15 protein-coding genes, 1 pseudogene and 1 riboswitch are annotated in these 18,833 nt (G+C 73.2%); of the genes and pseudogenes, 10 read left to right on the forward strand and 6 right to left on the reverse strand.

Annotated elements, in window-relative coordinates; all coding sequences use genetic code 11:
* The first annotated feature begins 77 nt into the window (after window positions 1–77).
* The 3 genes from CXR04_RS08865 (at window position 78) to CXR04_RS08875 (ending at window position 4,318) form a co-directional block, all read left to right on the forward strand.
* On the forward strand, window positions 78–1,460 hold the full coding sequence (locus CXR04_RS08865; RefSeq protein WP_101421309.1) for an L-serine ammonia-lyase: 1,383 nt from the start codon (window positions 78–80) through the stop codon (window positions 1,458–1,460).
* Window positions 1,461–1,968: 508 nt separating this feature from the next.
* Window positions 1,969–2,130: riboswitch (cyclic di-AMP (ydaO/yuaA leader) on the forward strand.
* Between the two features lies 1 nt (window position 2,131).
* Window positions 2,132–2,884 (forward strand): transglycosylase SLT domain-containing protein, encoded by a 753-nt coding sequence (locus tag CXR04_RS08870; protein ID WP_101421310.1) that lies wholly within the window; start codon window positions 2,132–2,134, stop codon window positions 2,882–2,884.
* Between the two features lie 147 nt (window positions 2,885–3,031).
* The gene (locus CXR04_RS08875) at window positions 3,032–4,318 is read left to right on the forward strand and encodes an alkaline phosphatase family protein (RefSeq protein WP_101421311.1); all 1,287 of its coding nucleotides are present in this window, start codon (window positions 3,032–3,034) and stop codon (window positions 4,316–4,318) included.
* 56 nt (window positions 4,319–4,374) lie between these two features.
* On the opposite strand, the gene CXR04_RS08880 is transcribed toward CXR04_RS08875, so the two are convergent.
* From CXR04_RS08880 to CXR04_RS08890, 3 genes are read right to left on the reverse strand one after another with little or no spacing between them, the layout of a single operon-like run.
* On the reverse strand, window positions 4,375–5,163 hold the full coding sequence (locus CXR04_RS08880; protein WP_101421312.1) for a hypothetical protein: 789 nt from the start codon (window positions 5,161–5,163) through the stop codon (window positions 4,375–4,377).
* Between the two features lie 30 nt (window positions 5,164–5,193).
* Complete coding sequence (locus tag CXR04_RS08885; RefSeq protein ID WP_101421313.1) at window positions 5,194–5,718, reverse strand: hypothetical protein; 525 nt, start codon at window positions 5,716–5,718, stop codon at window positions 5,194–5,196.
* Window positions 5,719–5,728: 10 nt separating this feature from the next.
* Window positions 5,729–6,499 carry a hypothetical protein gene (locus CXR04_RS08890; RefSeq protein WP_159072280.1) on the reverse strand — a complete coding sequence of 257 codons (771 nt, stop codon included), beginning with the start codon at window positions 6,497–6,499 and terminating at the stop codon, window positions 5,729–5,731.
* 198 nt (window positions 6,500–6,697) lie between these two features.
* Between CXR04_RS08890 and CXR04_RS35150 the strand changes: the two genes are divergently transcribed.
* Window positions 6,698–6,949 carry a hypothetical protein gene (locus tag CXR04_RS35150; RefSeq protein WP_199850695.1) on the forward strand — a complete coding sequence of 84 codons (252 nt, stop codon included), beginning with the start codon at window positions 6,698–6,700 and terminating at the stop codon, window positions 6,947–6,949.
* 62 nt (window positions 6,950–7,011) lie between these two features.
* On the opposite strand, the pseudogene CXR04_RS36875 reads toward CXR04_RS35150, so the two are convergent.
* Both CXR04_RS36875 and CXR04_RS08900 read right to left on the reverse strand, forming a co-directional pair.
* Window positions 7,012–7,574, reverse strand: a pseudogene (locus tag CXR04_RS36875) (SAM-dependent methyltransferase).
* On the reverse strand, window positions 7,571–8,446 hold the full coding sequence (locus CXR04_RS08900) for an SAM-dependent methyltransferase (RefSeq protein WP_101421315.1): 876 nt from the start codon (window positions 8,444–8,446) through the stop codon (window positions 7,571–7,573). Before CXR04_RS08900 ends, CXR04_RS36875 begins: the two are co-directional and overlap by 4 nt.
* Before the next feature lie 245 nt (window positions 8,447–8,691).
* Between CXR04_RS08900 and CXR04_RS08905 the strand changes: the two genes are divergently transcribed.
* From CXR04_RS08905 to CXR04_RS08915, 3 genes are all read left to right on the forward strand, one after another.
* Window positions 8,692–10,572 carry a sugar-binding protein gene (locus tag CXR04_RS08905; protein WP_101421316.1) on the forward strand — a complete coding sequence of 627 codons (1,881 nt, stop codon included), beginning with the start codon at window positions 8,692–8,694 and terminating at the stop codon, window positions 10,570–10,572.
* A gap of 219 nt (window positions 10,573–10,791) precedes the next feature.
* Window positions 10,792–12,120, forward strand: coding sequence for a DUF2252 domain-containing protein (locus CXR04_RS08910; RefSeq protein ID WP_101421317.1), 1,329 nt, complete (start codon window positions 10,792–10,794; stop codon window positions 12,118–12,120).
* 180 nt (window positions 12,121–12,300) lie between these two features.
* On the forward strand, window positions 12,301–14,148 hold the full coding sequence (locus CXR04_RS08915; RefSeq protein ID WP_101421318.1) for a chitinase: 1,848 nt from the start codon (window positions 12,301–12,303) through the stop codon (window positions 14,146–14,148).
* Window positions 14,149–14,342: 194 nt separating this feature from the next.
* Here CXR04_RS08915 and CXR04_RS08920 read toward each other — a convergent pair whose 3' ends face one another.
* Window positions 14,343–14,972: a snapalysin family zinc-dependent metalloprotease gene (locus CXR04_RS08920; protein WP_101421319.1), complete on the reverse strand. Its 630-nt coding sequence runs from the start codon at window positions 14,970–14,972 to the stop codon at window positions 14,343–14,345.
* Between the two features lie 200 nt (window positions 14,973–15,172).
* Between CXR04_RS08920 and CXR04_RS08925 the strand changes: the two genes are divergently transcribed.
* From CXR04_RS08925 to CXR04_RS08935, 3 genes are all read left to right on the forward strand, one after another.
* On the forward strand, window positions 15,173–16,120 hold the full coding sequence (locus CXR04_RS08925) for a LysR family transcriptional regulator (protein WP_101421320.1): 948 nt from the start codon (window positions 15,173–15,175) through the stop codon (window positions 16,118–16,120).
* Between the two features lie 235 nt (window positions 16,121–16,355).
* Entirely contained in the window at window positions 16,356–17,735 is a 1,380-nt protein-coding gene (locus CXR04_RS08930) for a hemolysin family protein (protein ID WP_101421321.1), read from the forward strand.
* Window positions 17,732–18,754 (forward strand): hemolysin family protein, encoded by a 1,023-nt coding sequence (locus tag CXR04_RS08935; protein WP_101421322.1) that lies wholly within the window; start codon window positions 17,732–17,734, stop codon window positions 18,752–18,754. Before CXR04_RS08930 ends, CXR04_RS08935 begins: the two co-directional genes overlap by 4 nt.
* Window positions 18,755–18,833 lie beyond the last annotated feature (79 nt).

Here is an 18,833-nt window from a genome sequence, read left to right on the forward strand (position 1 = left end):
CCCGGGGCCGTACGCGCGACCCGTCACCACCCGCACCACGCACGCGCACGCCCCACGCAAGGACAAGGGAGTCCCGAGTGGCCATCTCCGTCTTCGACCTCTTCTCGATCGGCATCGGCCCGTCGAGCTCGCACACGGTCGGCCCGATGCGGGCTGCCCGGATGTTCGCGCGCCGGCTGAAGAACGAGGGCCTGCTGGCCCACACCGCCGCCGTACGCGCCGAACTCTTCGGCTCCCTGGGCGCCACCGGCCACGGCCACGGCACCCCCAAGGCCGTGCTCCTCGGCCTGGAGGGCCACTCGCCGCGCACCGTCGACATCGAGTGGGCCGAGGGCGAGGTGGAGCGGATCCGCGGCACCGGGCGGCTGCACCTGCTGGGCGCCGAGATAGGGCGCGACCACGAGATCCCCTTCGACGCCGCCGCCGATCTCGTCCTGCACCGGCGCCGCTCGCTGCCGTACCACGCGAACGGCATGACGCTGACCGCGTACGACGCGGACGGCGGGACGCTGCTGGAGAAGACGTACTACTCGGTGGGCGGCGGCTTCGTCGTCGACGAGGAGGCGGTCGGCGAGGACCGGATCAAGCTCGACGACACCGTGCTGAAGCACCCGTTCCGTACCGCGGACGAGATGCTGCGCCGCACCCGCGAGACGGGTCTGTCGCTCTCCTCGCTGATGCTGGAGAACGAGCGCGCCTGGCGCACGGAGGCGGAGATCCGCGCCGGGCTGCTGGAGATCTGGCGGGTCATGCGCGAGTGCGTCGCCCGCGGCACCAGCCGCGAGGGCATCCTCCCGGGCGGCCTGAAGGTCCGCCGCCGCGCCGCCGGCGAGGCCCGCCAGCTCCGCGCGGCGGGCGACCCGGCGGCACACGCGATGGAGTGGGTCACCCTCTACGCGATGGCGGTCAACGAGGAGAACGCCGCGGGCGGCCGCGTCGTCACCGCCCCCACCAACGGCGCGGCGGGCATCATCCCCGCGGTCCTCCACTACGCGGTGGACTTCGTCCCCGGCGCGGACGACGACACCGCGGTCCGCTTCCTCCTCGCGGCGGGCGCGATCGGCATGCTCTTCAAGGAGAACGCCTCCATCTCCGGCGCGGAGGTCGGCTGCCAGGGCGAGGTGGGCTCCGCCTGCTCCATGGCCGCCGGCGGCCTCGCCGAGATCCTCGGCGGCACCCCGGAACAGGTCGAGAACGCCGCGGAGATCGGCATCGAGCACAACCTGGGGCTGACCTGCGACCCGATCGGCGGCCTGGTCCAGATCCCGTGCATCGAGCGCAACGGCATGGCGGCGGTCAAGGCCATCACGGCGGCCCGCATGGCACTGCGCGGCGACGGCCAGCACTTCGTCTCCCTCGACAAGGCCATCAAGACGATGAAGGAGACGGGCGCGGACATGAAGGTCAAGTACAAGGAAACGGCCCGCGGCGGCCTCGCGGTCAACGTGGTGGAGTGCTGAGGCAGTTGGCGAGGGGCTTGCACGCCCCACGCGCCAACTGCTCAGCCCCCGCCTGCAATTCGGCGGCGGCTCCGAAGACGTTAATTCCTTTGGCCAGTTGACGCCCCGCCGTCCCCACAGGCGAGCGGATTCCCCCGCTACGGATTCGTGAATTCCCGCCGCACAAACGCGGCGCCGGGCCGTCAAGAACAAACGGACTTGTCGGATATTCCCTGACGGGCGATACGTACCATTTGAAGGATTCGCCCCCGATCGCCCCGCGCTTCTGACCGATCGGACCTCATGTGTCCGGTGACGCGAATCACGTTCGGCCGCGGGCGGCGGCGGCGGAAATTCACAGTTTCCTTATTCCGAAAGCGAGTTGCGGCCCGCTCCCCATTCCGCGGCGGCACTCATCCGGTCCAGGAGCCGGCCCCGTATCGACCGGACGAGTTCCTCAGCTTGTCCGGACCGGAAAGACATGCTTAAGTCTCCGCCAGCCGGGTGGACGCCGAATCCTGCCGCCATCCGGAAACCGTTCCCTATTCACACACGGCAGGAGCGGGGGACCCATAGGTAAGTCGCCGGTCCGGATTCCGGAACGGCTTGGGGTGAAGTCGCACCTTGGTGCGGCCGGGCATCTCCAGCCCGAACCCGACAGCTCACCTCGCAGGCGCTGAGGAGAAACACCCATGCCCGCAAAAGGTAAGCATCGCCGTCCCAAGCTGCGCCTGATCGGCCGCGGCATCACTTTCGCCGGCGTCAGCGGCGTCGCGATCGCCGCTCCGCTGATCGGCGCGTCCTCGGCCTCCGCGGCCGGCTCCGTCCCCGCGTCCGCCCCCCAGACCGGCATACGCGCCGAGGCCCCCGCCGCGGCGACCGCCGGCGCGGCGGCGGCCACGTACGCCGTGGTCGCCGGGGATTCCCTGGCGAAGATCGCCGACAGGGAATCCGTACGCGGCGGCTGGAAGAAGCTGTACGAGGACAACCGCGAGGCCGTCGGCGCCAACCCGCACTTCATCCTCCCCGGCCTTGAACTCGCGCTCGGCGGCAAGGCCGACAAGAGCGACTCGAAGGAATCCGAGTCTGGCCTGAAGACCGCCAGCGCGTCCGTCACGAGCTACCCGGACAACCTCGACGGCTGGATCCGGGAGTCGCTCGACGTCATGGCCGAGCACGGCATCCCCGGGACCTACGACGGTATTCACCGCAACATCATGCGGGAGTCCGCGGGCGACCCGCAGGCCATCAACAACTGGGATATCAACGCCGTGAACGGCACGCCCTCCAAGGGCCTGCTCCAGGTCATCGCTCCCACCTTCGAGGCGTACCACGTCCCGGGCACGTCGACCGACAGCTACGACCCGGTCGCCAACATCACCGCCGCGTGCAACTACGCGGCCGACCGGTACGGGTCGATCGACAACGTCTACGGGCCGTACTGACAGACCGGAGAGCGCCGGTGCCCCCACCGGCGCTCTCCGCTCCGGCGGTGGCGCCCGTAGTGCGTCCGGAACGCCGGGACGCGGGAATTCGCGGCCCGTTCACCCCGTGCTCGCCGGCCGGGAGCGTTCCGCTCCTACGGTCGCGCCATGTCCGCCACCTCTCTGTCCCGACGCGGTGTCCTCGCCGGCGCCGTGGCCGGCGCGCTCGCCTCGCCCCTCGCCGCCGTGCCCGCACACGCCGCCCGCAGGCGCGGCCTGCTGATCTTCCTCGCCCTCGACGGCTTCGACGTCGACTACCTCGACGGCCGCGCGCCGATGCCCCACCTGATGTCGCTGGTGCGCGCCGGCTCGGTGACCACCGGCACCGGCGTGATGGCCAGCATCACCAACCAGTCGTGGACCGCGGTCTCCTGCGGCGCCCACCCGGACCGCACCCGCAACGCCGCCTACTACTACGACGAGGCGGCCGGCGTCGCCCGCGGCCAGAGCCGCGACAGCGCGGTCGAGGGGCTCGCCCAGGCGTGGCGACCGCAGGGCATCCGGATCGGGTCCGCGCAGTGGTTCATCCTCCAGGACAAGGGCACGGCCTACGGCGATCCCGACGGCCTCTACACCCAGCCGGGCGGCCGCATCGGCGCGCGCGTCGACGACGCGATCGCGATGCTCACCGGGCAGCCCGTCGACAGCGGCGGCACGACGGTGACCCTCGCCCGGCGACCGGACTTCCTGGCGGTCTACTCCAGCGACCTCGACGGCGACGGGCACTCGTTCGGACCCGGCGACCCCCGGATGCTCGACACCCTGCGCGAGACCGATGCCGGGATCGGGCGGCTGATCCGGACGGTCAAGGAGCTGGATCTCTACGGCCGGACGACCTGGGTGGTCACCGGCGACCACGGCATGACGGGCTGGAACACGCCGATGGCGGCCCAGGCGGTCGCCGCCCTCACCGCCGCGGGCTTCACGCCCGAGGTGATCGGGTCCGGCGGCCGGCCGGCGCCGGGAACCGATGCCGTCCTGGTCTCCGGCGGCAGCATCGCGTCCGTGCACCTCCTGGGCGCGGCGGCCACCGACGCCGCCGCGGTCGGCCGTGCCCGCGCGGCGCTCGCGGACACCGAAGGCGTCGCGGCGGTGCTGACCAAGGCGGAGCAGGCCGCGCTGCGGATGGCGCCGCAGTACGGCCAGTTGGTGCTCGAACTGGCGGCGCCGTACGCGCTGTCCTTCACCCCGCCGGCCGAGGGCTTCGACGGGCGCCACGGCAGCCGCGCGGAGACGAAGGTCCCGCTCGTCCTGGCCGGCCACCGGATCCGGCGCGGACGGCCGCCGCGGCACCCGCGCCACGTCGACCTGGCCGCGACCATGTCGGCGCTCCTCGGGGTCGACCCGCCCGCGCAGTCCGAGGGCCGGGTGCTGCGGGAGTCGCTGCTGCCCTGACCCGGATCCACTCCCCCGGTGCCGCCGGGGCCCGCCGCGCGGCGGGCCCTGGCGGCTCAGCGGAGCGTGCAGTAGATGACGCTCGGATAGGTCGCGGTGAACGCCCAGAGGAAGGTGTTCAGCCGCATGAAGGCCAGGATGCCGAGGTGCATCGCCAGCGTGAGTCCCAGGACCGCGTAGGTCACGCGCGGGTCGCCCAGCAGGACCAGGGGGAACGCGCATTCCAGCGTGATCACCCACCACCCCGCGAGCCACGCCGCCCGGGGGTGCGCGGCGACGACCGGGCCCAGGCGGCGGTGGCCGTACGTGGCGGTGCCGAGGATGCCGCCGAGGGCGCGGCCGCTGCGCCAGACCGGGGAGACCAGTTTGGCGAAGCCCGCGATGAAGTACGCGCAGCACGCCTGGGCCGCCACGAACCAGAGGAAGACGTGCCGCGAGCCGCCGGTGCCGATCGCCGCGGCGCAGAACGCCGCCACGAAGATGATCATCGAGAGCTGGTCCGCGCCGTCGCTGCCGTACGGGGAGCGCACGCCGAGGAGGATCGAGGACGCCGCGAGCACGCCCAGGCAGACGACGGCCGGGACCGGGCGGCCGATCACGATCGCCAGCGCCGCCGCCAGCCGCAGCGTCACCAGGACGAGGACGTTCGGGTACCGCAGCAGCAGGTCGACGGCCCGGTCCGCGGTGCGGCGCAGCCGGTACGGCCGGCAGGACCGGCCGACCGGCCAGCCGGCGATCGCGTGGTCGGCCAGCAGCGCGGGGCGGGTGAGGTACTCCCAGGAGGAGATCGCCACGCCCACGCCGCCGATCGCCAGCGTGAGGCGCACCGCCAGGTCGGCGTTCACGAGGTCCGCTCCACGAGTCCGGGCGGAGTCTCAGTCGACCGCGTGCAGGGAGGAGACGAAGGCCACTGCGGGAGCGGCCCCTTCGAAGGCCGAGCTCTTCCGGATGACGAGGGCGAACTGGGTGGCATGCGGTTCCTCGGAACAGGGCTGCGCCGACACGTGGGCCAGGAGCGCGAGATAGGGCGCGGTCAGCTCGATCTCCGCCGGCCGGGGGCCCTGGGACGCCAGCTCCAGGAGGCTCTGGCACGCGTCGAGCAGGGCCTTGGTGTGGCGCCGGGCGGGATTCCAGACGGCGTACAGGGGCCGGCCGGCGGCGGCGGTGCCGCCCGTCTCCCGCCAGCGGGTCAGCCGGCCGTCGGACGTGCGGTAGCGGCGCAGCAGAACGAAGTCCTGGGTGCCGGGAGTCGGGGCGAAGAAGGTCCAGCGCGGGATCATGGCGAGGAAGTCGTACCTGCGGATCTTCGCGGCCACCCGCGACCGCGTCTGGCACACCATGGTCAGCGCGATCCACAGGGCGCACGCGGCCGCGTACACCGGACCGGCGAGTTCGGGCATGTCCGGTGCCTCAGGCGTGGTTGTGGCCGAGCAGTTCCCGGCGCCGGTTCAGCAGCTTGCGGGCGGAGGCCGCGGGGCCGAGGCGGTCGACGTCCTCGGTGGACAGCGGAGCCTCCTGCCGGCTGGCGGCCTCCATCATGCAGTACATGGTCGCGTGCGTGATCTGCGCGAGCTGCTCCAGGAATCCGGTCCAGCTGTCGCAGCAGTCGGCCCGGAGGGTGAGGTTCATTTCGAGCTGGTCGTCGGGCACCTGCTCCACCGCGGCCCGCTCGGCGTCGGTGAGCGGAGGCATGTGGCGGACCGCGACGGCGGCCAGGCCACCCCGGGTGCCCGGGATCAGGTGCTCGACCAGGGTGAGTTCGTCCGGTGCCAGCCGGCCGCCGTTGTAGGGGTTCTCGATCGCCGACAGGCCGGCTTCGGGGGCGGGGAAGGCGTGGGTGGCGAGGGTGCGGCCGCCGTAGCGGATGGTGGCGAAGCTCTCCGCCTCGCGGAGCAGCCGGTAGGCGCGGTAGTAGCTCACCTTCTCGCGGGCGCGGAACAGCTCCTTGATCTCCTGCGCGAGCCGGACGTCGGCGCCGCCGCCGTCCAGGACGGCCTCCCGGATCCGGTCGAGGACGGGTGCGCCGGCGCGGTCCAGGAACACCATGATCGACCCGGGCGGGGTCAGCAGGCCCTGGGCGGGATCGCTCGGCACGTAGTCGATGATCTCGATGGGGCTGGTACGAAGCTCGCGCTCCTCCAGTTCATCGGCCGCGAGTTGCAACGCCGTTGACCTGTCCATGCGCGCAGTCCGTTTCTCCGAGGGCACGAGGGTGCCCCAGTGTCGGCTCCCGCGCGCGGCGGCCCCGTCAGGCGCACGACGTACGGGCGGGGAATTCACCCCACCGGCCGCCGTCCCCGCCGGGTTATTCGCTGGAGGCGGGCCGGCAGGCGCTTCTCCAGTGGCCGGACCCGACCGCGTCACGGAGCCGGATCATGCGTGCACTATCCCCGTACGCCGCATCTGCCGTGGTCCCCGGGGGCGGCCTCGGACGATGTACGGGCGGGTGACCTGGCCGGGCTGCGGGGGCGTTCGGGACCGGCCCGGCTCTCGCCCGGTACGCGATCGGCCTCGGCCGCACCCCGCCGGGGCGCCGCCCGGCTCGCGGAGATCGCCGGCGGATGGCGCGGCGGGCTGCGCGGGATGGGCGTCGACTGGGCGGCGGGCGGCACCGTACCGGCCCTGCGCTGATCCTCCTGGCCCGAGGCCGGCCCGGGACCGCGCCCGTACCGCTGCCCGCTGGGCCCCCGCGGCTACCGCTTGCGGCCGACGCCGCCCCACTGGTCCACGTCCCGCGGACCGGCGAACGGCGTCGGATCCGGCCGCCAGGTGGGGATGGGGACCACGCCCGGGTCGATCAGTTCCAGCCCCTCGTAGTACGCCGTGATCTGGTCCGGGGTGCGGAGGCGGTACGGGACGCCGCCCGCGGCCGCGTAGCGGCGGAGGGCCTCGACGTACTCCGGGCTGGTGTCCGTGCCGTCGTACTGCACCAGGAAAGCTGCCCGGCGGCAGCCCCGCGAGGAGGCGCGAGACGAGGCCCCGGGCCGTGGTGTGGTCCTCGACGTGGCCGAGGATGCCCAGCAGCATCAGGGCCACCGGGCGGCCGAGGTCGAGGGTGCCGGCGGCCCGCGCGGCAGGCGCGGGCCTTCTCCGCCTGCTGCGGGTAGACCGACAGCACCTCGTCGCCGGCCGCGCGGTCGACCGCGTAGTTGTCCTTGCCGCCGACCCAGTAGTTCCAGACCCGCGCCGAGTGCGGTACGGAGGTGTCGATGGCGCCGGCGAGCCGCGGCGCGTCGTCGTCGCTCACGGCGGTCACGGCTTCCTCGCGATGAGGCCCAGGCACGACGCCTCGGCGTCGGTGTACAGGGGCGCGGGCGGTTCTTGCGAGGTGCCGGGGGACCAGCGGTTGACGGGCAGGATGCCCGGCGGCAGCAGCTCCAGGCCGAGGGCGTCGACGAGTCCGGCGAGTTCGCGCTCGTCGCGGGCGTGCGCCGGCAGGCCCTGGCGGTGGTAGAGCCGGGCGGCGGCCTCGACCTCCGCGGGGGCGAACTCCGCCGTGATGTGGCTGAGGATGAGGTGGCTGCCGGCGGGCAGCGCGTCCATCAGGGCGCCGAGGACGCGCCCCGGGTCGTCCTCGGGGGTGATGAAGTGCATGATCGCCACGAGGTTGACGGCCACCGGCCGGGCGAGGTCGAGGGCCGGGTCGGAGCCGGTCATGCAGGGGTGGCCGAGGATGGTCTCCGGGCGGCGCAGGTCGCCCTGGATGTAGTCGATGCGGCCCGCGGCGGTGGAGTTCATCAGGGCGCGGGCGTGCGCGAGCACCACGGGGTCGTGGTCGGTGTAGAGGATGCGCGCCGCGGGGCGTACGGCCTGGGCTATCTCGTGGACGTTCGGCGAGGTGGGGATGCCGGTGCCGACGTCCAGGAACTGGTCGACGCCGAGGTCGGCAAGACGTTCGACGGCCAGGTGCATGAAGTGCCGGTTGGCGCGGGCGAACTTGCCCACGCCGGGCCAGACCCCGACGACCCGCTCGGCGGTCTCCCGGTCCGGCGCGTAGTGGTCCTTGCCGCCCAGGTAGTAGTCGTACATCCGGGCGGTCTGGGGCTTGGTGAAATCGATCTCGGGCGGGGTCCAGGACGTCCCGGCCACCGTGCTCAGCCAGGCCGTCTCGCCGCTCTCGGTGGTCACATGCGCTCCGGGATTACGCCGTCGGATGATCCGCACTCTGTCACACCCGGTGCGATTTGTCTCGTACTCCCGTTCCCGTGCGGACAGTTGGGAACACCGCGGGACGCGCGGGGAGACGCCGCCTGACGTCCAGTTGACAAGATGTCCTGACAAACCCCTTGCCCCCGCTCCCGGTCTGGCTTAGAAAGGTCGGTCGTGAGCCTCATCAAGCGGGGCTCACCATGTACGTCAAGGGGAGGCCATCGGTGACGAACTCGACACAGGGGGACAGAACGGAGCCCGTACGGGCACAGGACGCGGACCGGTCAGGACCGAGCCGGCGGCTCGTCTCGGCCGCGCTGGTGTCCGGCATCGTCGGTACGGCGCTGGGCGCGACCGCCCCGTCCGCGTGGGCGGACGACTGGAGCGTGCCGCGCCCGCGCAAGGCACCGCCGGGAGGGCGGGACCGCGCGCACAACGACGTGCTCTTCGTCGGCGCGCACCCGGACGACGAGTGCGGCAACCTCGCCACCTTCGGGCAGTGGCGGGAGCAGTACGGGCTGAGCACCGGTGTGCTCACCGTCACCCGCGGCGAGGGCGGCGGCAACGCGGTCGGCCCGGAGGAGGGCCCGCCGCTCGGCCAGATGCGGGAGGACGAGGAGCGCGAGGCGGTCGGCCTCGCCGGCATCGACAACATCTACTACCTGGACAAGCCCGACTTCTGGTACACCCTGTCCGGCCCGCTGACGGCCGCGATCTGGGACGTGGACGACACGCTGGAGCGCGTCGTCCGGCTGATCCGCGCCACCACGCCCGACACGGTCGTGACGATGGACCCGCGCCCCTTCAACCAGCACGGCGGCCACCAGTTGTCCGCCCGGCTGGCGATCGAGGCGTTCTTCCTCGCCGGCGACCCGCGCGCGTTCCGCTCGCAGATCACCAAGGAGGGGTACCGCCCGCACCGCCCGCGGCTGCTGCTTGCGCAGAACTACGGCTTCGGCAGCCTGCTCGGCCCGGACGCCCCGAAGCAGCGGCGTACGGACCGCGCCAGCGGCCTGCCCGTCTTCGGCGTCTTCACCGGTGCGCACAGCGAGGAGTACGGCACGAGCTGGGCGCAGGTGGAGCGGAACGCCGCCCGCAAGTACGTCACGCAGGGCTGGGCCGCGCGGCCGCCGCAGGTGCCGACCGACCCCGAGCAGTTGGGCTCCGACTGGTTCACGGTCCTGGCGGCGAACGGCAAGGCCGTGAAGTCGAAGGTGCGGTCCCAGGGCGAGCTGCGCCCGCTGTACGCGGAGTTCCGCGACTGGACGGAGCGCGTCGGCCTGCCGTGGCTGGCGAACGACACCCAGCCGACGTACCCCGCCGCCCCGGCCACGACGATCCCCGAGGTCGCCACCGCCCCCGTGCTCGACGGGGTGGAGCGCCCCGGCGAGTACCCGGGCCCGGAGCTGCCGCTGGTGCACTGGGAGGGCGAGAAGGTCGGCGCGGAGGACATCTCGGCCACGGCGAAGCTGTCGCGGCACGGTGACGACCTCTACGTGTTCGTCAAGGTCACCGACGACCGCAGGGGCACGGCGCTGGAGGAGGGCGACGCCAAGCGCCACTGGCGTACGGACGCGGTCGAGATCACCCTCGACCCGCGCGGCACGGCCGACGACACCTCGACGACGTTCAAGACGGGCATCTTCCCGTACACCGCGAACGGCGGCGGTGCGGCAGCCGAGCGCGACGGCGACAACCGGCAGGGCCCGGCGGCCACCACGGCGCCCGGGATGCGGGTGGTCTCGGCGGTCTCGGACCCGTACCGGGGCTACACGATCGAGGCGAAGATCGCGCTGGCCGACCTGCCGGCCGCGGCCGACCCGGAGAAGTTCGCGCTCAACGTCCTGGTGTACGACTCGGACACCGACGACAAGACGGGCCAGACCCGGCTGGCGTGGTCGCCGTTCGGCAGCGCCCAGGCCGACCCGTACGTCTGGGGCACCGCGACGCTGGAGGGCTACACCCCGCCGGCGGACCGGCCCACGGAGCCGGCCGAGCCGGAGATCCCGAAGGACGCGGCACGCAGCGAGGACTCGCCGGCGTCGGTGGCGCAGTCGCGGCGTACGGGCGTCCCGCTCGCGGTCGGCCCGCGCCCCGGCCGCTGACGCGGCGCACGGGCAACGGCAGACCGGTCGGAAGAGCAGAAAGAGCAGTAATGCAGGCCGGCTTCGGCCGGCCGAAGCACCCGGCGGGCGCGCGCCTGTGACGCGCGTCCGCCGAGCGTACGCCCCGCGCCCCGCCCGCCCCGGCGGGGCGCGGACCGCACTCCCCGGGCTCCCCGGGCGCCCCGTTCAGGGGGGTGCCCCGCCGGTATCGTGAGCCGCATGGTCACGGACACCAAGGCCGCTCAGCGCGGCGACGAGATACTCGCCGTCTTCGACTCCGCATTCGGCGAGCTGCTCGCCGCCGATCCCGCCGCCTTCCGGCTCAAGTTCCGCAAGATGGCGGCCTCGGCGTTCGCCTTCTACCGCGGGACCGCCGCCCTCTATTACCACGACCTGGAGGCCGGCGAGCGCGGCGACCCGTTCCTGACCGAGCAGACCGGCCGGGTGTGGATCCACGGCGATCTGCACGCCGAGAACTTCGGCACCTACATGGACGCCAACGGCCGGCTCGTCTTCAACGTCAACGACTTCGACGAGGCGTTCGTCGGCCCGTTCACCTGGGACGTCAAGCGGCTGGCCGGCTCGCTGGCGCTCATCGGCTACACCAAGGCGCTCAGCGACGGCCAGATCTCCGGCCTCGTCCGCGCGTACGCCGACGCCTACCGCGAGCGCATCCGCGCCCTCGCCGCCGGTGCCAAGGACGACGAGGTGCCGCCGTTCACCCTCGACACCGCCACCGGGCCGCTCCTCGGCGCGCTGCGCACCGCCCGCGCGCACACCCGCTTCGGGCTGCTGGAGTCGATGACGGAGGTACGGGACTTCGAGCGCCGCTTCACCTCCGGCGGCGGCGCCATCGAGCTGGACGCGGCCACCCGCGCCCGGGTGCTCGACGCCTTCGAGGGCTATCTGGAGACGCTGCCCTCCGGCGGCCGGGAGCGCCGTCCGGACGCGTACCGGGTGAAGGACGTGGTGGGCCGCCGGGGCATCGGGATCGGCAGCGCGGGGCTGCCGTCGTACAACATCCTCCTCGAAGGGCACAGCGACGCCCTGGAGAACGACATCGTCATCTACATGAAGCGCGGCCAGACCCCGGCGGTCGCGCGGCACGTCACCGACCCGGCGATCCGCGGCTACTTCCACCACGAGGGGCACCGCACGGTCATCTCGCAGCGCGCGCTGCAGGCCGCCTCCGACCCGTGGCTGGGCTGGACGGAGCTGGACGGGGCGGGGCAGTTGGTCGCGGAGGTGTCGCCGTACGCGGTGGACCTGGACTGGTCGGACATCGATGACCCGGAGCAGGCCGCGGCCGTCGTGGGCGACCTGGGCCGGGCCACCGCCACCATGCACGCGGCGGCGGACGTGGCGGAGAGCGGGCACTCGCTGGTGCCGTTCTCGACGGAGCAGGCGATCGACGGGGCGATCTCGGCGGACGCCGACGGGTTCACCGAAATGCTGGTGGACTTCGCGCACGACTACGGGGTACGGGCGCGGGCGGACCACCAGATCTTCGTCGACCTCTTCCGCAACGGGCGGATCTCCGGCCTCTGAGGAAGCCCCGGCCACGGCGGCCTCCTGACGACGGAACACGGCGGCGGCACAGGGCGCGTACGCGGACGGCGTACGCGCCCTGACGTGTACGCGTCCCCTTGACATCATTATTGGTCTGGACCAACCTGTCCCTCGCGCATCCCCCGCCAGGCCCCAACACCCCAAGCCGTGGAGGCAGTTGTGGACCGATTCCTGCGCTTCTCCAGACACCGCTCCCGCCGCAGCGCCCCGCTCGCGGCCCTGCTCGCCGCGCTCGCCCTGCTGGCCGGCGCGCTCTCCGGCACCGCCGCCGGGGCCACCGCGCCCGAGGCCGCCGCCGAGCCCAACCTCGTCCGCAACGGCGGCATCGAGGCCGGGCTCGACGGCTGGAGCTGCTCCGCCGGCAGCGGCTCCGCGGTCACCAGCCCCGTGCACAGCGGGACGTCCGCCCTGCGGGTCCAGCCGTCGGGCGGCGACCAGGGCCAGTGCACCCAGACCGTGCCCGTACGCCCCCACTCGCAGTACGCGCTGAGCGGCTGGGTGCAGGGCGCGTACGCCTACCTCGGTGCCCGCGGCACGGGCACCACCGACGTCGCGGACTGGACCCCCGCCGCGAGCACCTGGACCGAGCTGAACACGTCCTTCACCACCGGGCCGAACACCACCTCGGTGACGGTCTACACCCACGGCTGGTACGGCCAGCCCGCCTACCACGCCGACGACCTCACGCTCACCGGACCAGGCGGCGACCCGGGCACCGTCCCCGCCGCCCCCTCGGGACTCGCGGCCGGCTCCACCACCGCCACCTCCGTCACGCTGTCCTGGGGCGCGGTGAGCGGCGCGACCGGCTACACCGTCTACCGCGACGGCACCCGCGCCACCTCCGTCACCGGTACCTCCGCCACCGTCACGGGGCTCACGCCCAAGACCTCGTACCGCTTCGAGGTGACCGCCACCAACGCCGCCGGCGAGTCCCCCGGGTCGGCCGCCGTCAGCGCCACCACCGGCGACGGCGGCGGCAACCCCGGCGGCACCCTGCCGCCGCACGCCCTCGTCGGCTATCTGCACACCAGCTTCGCCAACGGCTCGGGCTACACCCGGCTCGCCGACGTCCCGGCGAGCTGGGACGTGATCAACCTCGCCTTCGGCGAGCCCACCTCGTCGACCTCCGGCGACATCCGCTTCGCGCTCTGCCCGCAGACCGAGTGCCAGAACGTGGAACCGGTGGCGGACTTCAAGGCGGCGATCAAGGCCAGGCAGGCCGCGGGCAAGAAGGTGCTGCTGTCCATCGGCGGCCAGAACGGGCAGGTCCAGTTGACCAGCACGGCCGCGCGCGACGCCTTCGTCCGCTCGGTCGGCGGCATCATCGACGAGTACGGGCTCGACGGCGTCGACATCGATTTCGAGGGCCACTCGCTCTCGCTCGACAACGGCGACACCGACTTCCGGAACCCCACCACCCCGTCGATCGTCAACCTGATCTCGGCGCTGAAGACGCTCAAGGCGAAGTACGGCGAGCGGTTCGTACTCACCATGGCGCCGGAGACGTTCTTCGTGCAGATGGGCTACCAGTTCTACGGCACCGGGCAGTGGGGCGGCCAGGACCCGCGCTGCGGCGCGTACCTGCCGGTGATCCACGCGCTGCGCGACTCGCTCACGCTGCTGCACGTCCAGGACTACAACTCCGGCCCGATCATGGGCCTGGACAACCAGTACCACACCATGGGCGGCGCCGACTTCCACATCGCGATGACGGACATGCTGCTCACCGGCTTCCCGGTCGCGGGCAACGCCGACCGGTTCTTCCCCGCGCTCCGGCCCGACCAGGTGGCCATCGGGATGCCGGCCAGCACCCAGGCGGGCAACGGGCACGTGTCGACCGGCGAGGTGAACAAGACGCTGGACTGCCTGACGAAGGGCAGCAACTGCGGCTCGTACAAGACGCACGGCACCTGGCCCGGCATGCGCGGGCTGATGACCTGGTCGATCAACTGGGACCGGTACAACAACTGGGAGTTCAGCAGGAACTTCGACGCCTACTGGCCATAGGAGGCCCCGGCCCGGGACGCGCGCCGGCCCCGGGCGGCCGGACGCGCGCCGCGCCCGCCCCGCAGGTTCGCGGGGCGGGCGCGGTCGGGCCGCCGGGCACTCGGCCCGCGGGCGGCGGCCCGCCGGTCCCGTGTGGGGCCGGGACCGGGCTCGGCCGGCGGCCGGCTCCGGGCGGGCCCGGAACCGGGTCCGGCTCAGCCGAAGTTGCGGTCCACGCGGGCGGCTTCGTTCGCGTTCGGGTAGGCGTTGCGGCAGGAGGTGCCGGGGCCGCCGCCGGACATCAGCTCGCTGCACGGGCCGCTGTAGTTGTCCGGCAGGCCGAGGATGTGGCCGGTCTCGTGGGTGACGACGCGCAGCGAGTAGTACTGCTGGGTCTGGCGCAGGTCCAGGAAGACGTAGCCGTGGCCGCGGCCGTCGGTGACGGCGTGGCTGCCGCGCGGGTCGTTGCCCTGGCGGTAGCTGAAGTCGCCGGAGCCGGAGGTCTCGGCCAGCGTGATGTTGTTGGTGGCGTTGTTCCAGATCTGGGTGCTCTGGGATATGTCGCCCTGGTAGTTGGGCGCGCTGGCGTCGTTGTACGTGATGGTGATGGCCTGGTAGCCGGGTTCCGCCGCCTGCTTCTCGCGCGCCTTCTCCCGGATCATCTCGAAGAAGGCCCGGTTCTGCGCCTGCTGTTCCTTGTCGTGCCCGACATACGCCGCGGAGGCGGTGGCCTGCGTCGTCTGCCGGTCGTGGTGGTCGGCCGCGGGTGCCGGGGAGGCGGCCAGGCCGGTCAGCGCCAGGCCGAGGCCCAAGGCGGTGGAGACCAGTCTTCCGGAGAGCTTCATGGGGGGTTTCTCCTCACGAACGATTGGTCGGTCGGTCGGTGAGGAGTCTGCGGGCGAACAGGTGGCCGGGGGCAGATCTCATCCGGTGATAGCGGCGTGCGATCCCACCCCCGCCGGCGCCCGCCGCCGGGGCGGAACGGCGCATACGTGTAGTGCCCCTGACAAATAATTGCGGCTATGCTCCCCGCGTGGAGCTGGAGTTGAGGCATCTGCGCGCGCTGTGCGCGATCTCCGACGCCGGAAGTGTGCACGGGGCGGCCAGGTGGCTCGGAGTCTCCCAGCCCGCCCTGACGGCGCAGTTGAACCGTATCGAACGGGCCGTGGGCGGCCGGCTGTTCGTACGCGACCGCTCGGGCTGCCGCCCGACCCCGCTCGGCCGCTCCGTGACCGCCCGCGCGCGGCCGATCATCGCCGAGATGTCCACCCTGGTCAGCGAGGCGCGCGAGGAGGCCCGCGCGCAGGAGAGCGGGCCCCGGCTGCGACTGGGCAGCACCGCGAACCGGGCGGTGGCCGGCTGGCTGTGCCGGCTGCGCGGGCGGTTCCCGGACACGGACGTCTCCATCCGCGTCGACCCGTCGCCGAACTCGCTGCTGCGCATGGTCGCCGAGGGCCACCTCGACGTCGCGTTCGTGCACGAGGTCACCGGCTGCCCGCTGCGCGTACCCGACGGCGTCGGCCAGCGCACGCTGCTCTGGCGCGAGCCGCAGTTCGTCGCGCTGCCCGCGGCGCACCCCGCGGCCGAAGGCGAGGAGGTGGCCCTCGCCGACCTCTGCGGGCACCCGTGGGTCATCGATCCGCACGTGGACGGCGAGTGGCACGGCATCCGCCGGATGTTCGCCAGCGCCGGGCTGGAGTTGCGGGTTATCCAGGGCGACTACCTGACGGGCGCCGACCTGGTACGGGCCGGGGTCGCCGTCACCCCGTGCCAGCCCACCTCGACGCCGCGCCCCGGCATGGCGATCAGGCCGCTGCGCGGCGACCCGCTGACCGTACGGCTGCTGCTGGCCGCCCGGGCGGCGTCGACCACCGACGGCGAGTTCCATGCCGTCTACACCGCGCTGGAGGACGCCTACCGCGAGGCGGCCAGGTCCACCGAGACGTATCTGCGCTGGCTGCACCGCAACGACAACCCGCTGCTGCTCACCTGACGCCACCTGGCGCCCGTCCGCACGCGCCCCCGGGCGCCGCCCTCCGCGCCTGGCCGCGGGCGCGCAAGCCGGTTTACTATCCCTTTACCCTGGTGTCGGAGACACTCGATAAGAGACACTTCCGGCACCCCCGCCGACGATCACGAAGGAGCAGCGGTCCCGCAATGGGCGAACCTCCCAGTACCAGCCGTGCCACAGCCCGCCGGAGAACGAGCGACGGGGCGGGGGTGGCACGGTGACCGAGATCCTTCTGCTGCTCGCCGCCCTGGCCCTCACCCTGGCCTGCGCGATCTTCGTGGCGGCCGAGTTCTCCCTGACCACCGTCGAGCGCGGCGACCTGGAGCGGGCCGCCGCCGCGGGTGAGCGGGGCGCCGAGGGCGCCCTGAAGGCCGTCCGCCGGCTCACCTTCCAGCTCTCCGGCGCCCAGCTCGGCATCACCGTGACCTCGCTGGTCATCGGCATGCTGGCCGAGCCCTCGCTGGCCACGCTGCTGCGCGGCCCGCTGGAGGCCATGGGCCTGGGCGGCACGGCCTCGCCGGTGGCGACGCTGCTGGGCGTGGCGCTGTCCACGGTGGTCCTGATGGTGATCGGCGAGCTGGTGCCGAAGAACTGGGCGATCGCCCGGCCGCTGGCCGTGGCGAAGACCGTGGCCGGACCGCAGCGCGGCTTCACCGCCGCCTTCGGCCCGTTCATCCGCCATCTGAACAGCACCGCGAACCGCGTCGTGCGCCGCGTCGGGCTGGAGCCCGCCGAGGAGCTGGCCTCGGCCCGTACGCCCGACGAGCTGGTCTCGCTGGCCCGGCACTCCGCCGCGGGCGGCGCGCTGGAGCCGGACTCCGCCGAGCTGTTCGTCCGCACCCTGCACCTGCACGAGCTGACCGCGGAGAACGTCATGACGCCCCGCGTCGACGTCAAGGCGCTGGAGTCCGGCGCCACCGCCCTCGACGCCGCGAACCTCGCGCACGCCACCGGGCTGTCCCGCTTCCCCGTCTACGCGCACAGCCTGGACGAGGTCGTCGGCACGGTGCACATCCGCGACGTGCTCGCCCTCGAACCCCGCACCCGGGCCGCGACGCCGGTCACCGAGCTGGCCACCGAGCCGCTGCTGGTGCCCGAGACGCTGCCCGCCGACCGGCTGCTGGAGCAGTTGCGCGAGCGGCGCACGATGGCCGTGGTCATCGACGAGTACGGCGGCACCGCGGGGGTGGCCACGATGGAGGACATCGTGGAGGAGGTCGTCGGCGAGGTACGCGACGAGCACGACCCGGTCGAGCTGCCCGACCTGCAGCCGGCGGGCGTCGGCGCGGACGGCAGGCCGACCTGGGACGCGGACGGCAGCGTCCGCCTGGACCAGCTTGCGGAGCTGGGCCTGGAGGCCCCGGAGGGCCCGTACGAGACGGTCGCAGGGCTGATCGCCACGCTGCTGGCCCGCATCCCCGCCAAGGGCGACGCGGTGCACCTCGCCGGCTGGCGGCTGGACGTCCTGGCCGTCGAGCACCACCGCGCCGACCGGGTCCGGATCACCGCCCCCGCCGAGGACGCGGCCGGTGCCGCGCCGCCGCGCCGGGCCGCCGCACCCGACCAGCGCCGGCCCGCCGAGGAGGTGCGCCGGTGACCGCGCTGCAACTGTGGATCGGCGCGCTGACGCTGGTCACGAACGCCTTCTTCGTCGGCGCCGAGTTCGCGATGATCTCCGTACGGCGCAGCCAGATCGAGCCGCAGGCGCGCCGCGGGCACAAGCGCGCCCGCATCACGCTCTACGGCCTCGAACACCTTTCCGCGATGATGGCCACGGCCCAGCTCGGCATCACCGTCTCCTCGCTGGTGCTGGGCGCGGTCGCGGAACCGGCCATCGCGCACCTGCTGGAGCCCGGCTTCGAGGCGGCCAGCGTGCCGTCCGCCGCGGTGCACCCGATCGCGTTCGTGATCGCGCTGACCGTGGCGACGTACCTGCACATGCTCATCGGCGAGATGATCCCGAAGAACATCGCGCTGGCCGCGCCCGTGCCCACCGTGCTGCTGCTGGGCCCGCCGCTGGTCGCGGTGACCCGGGCGCTGCGCCCGGTGGTCTTCGGCATCAACGCCTTCGCGAACGGGCTGCTGAAGCTGCTGCGGGTGGAGCCGAAGGACGAGGTGGCGGCGGTCTTCACCGACGACCAGCTCGCCCGGATGGTCACCGACGCCAGCCAGGCCGGGCTGCTGGAGCCGGCCGACGGCGAGCGGCTGCGGGACGCGCTGGAGCTGGGCACCCGGCCGGTCGGCGAGATCCTGGTGCCCGCGGGCACCATGACGACCGTCGAGGACACCGTCACCCCGGCGCGTCTGGAGCGGCTGGCCGCCGAGGCGGGCTTCTCCCGCTTCCCGGTCACCGACCGGGGCGGCGCGCTGCTGGGCTACCTGCACATCAAGGACACCCTCGGGGTGGCGGAAAGGGACGCGCCGTTCCCGCGTACGGCGCTGCACCCGATGACGCGGGTGGCCATCGACACCCCGCTGGACGACACGCTGACCGCCCTGCGCGCCGCCGGCAGCCATCTGGCGGCCGTCACCGGCGACCAGGGGCGGGTGCTGGGCTTCGTCACCATGGAGGACGTCCTGTCGGAGCTGGTGGGCCCCGCGCCGGCCGCGGCCTGAGCGCCCGCCCGCCGGCCCCGCCCACCGGCTCCCGCCGGGGGTACGGGCGGGCGGGCGGCGGCGCCGCGCGGGAAAACCC

The organism is Streptomyces sp. CMB-StM0423 (genome assembly GCF_002847285.1).
Taxonomy (GTDB): Bacteria; Actinomycetota; Actinomycetes; order Streptomycetales; family Streptomycetaceae; genus Streptomyces.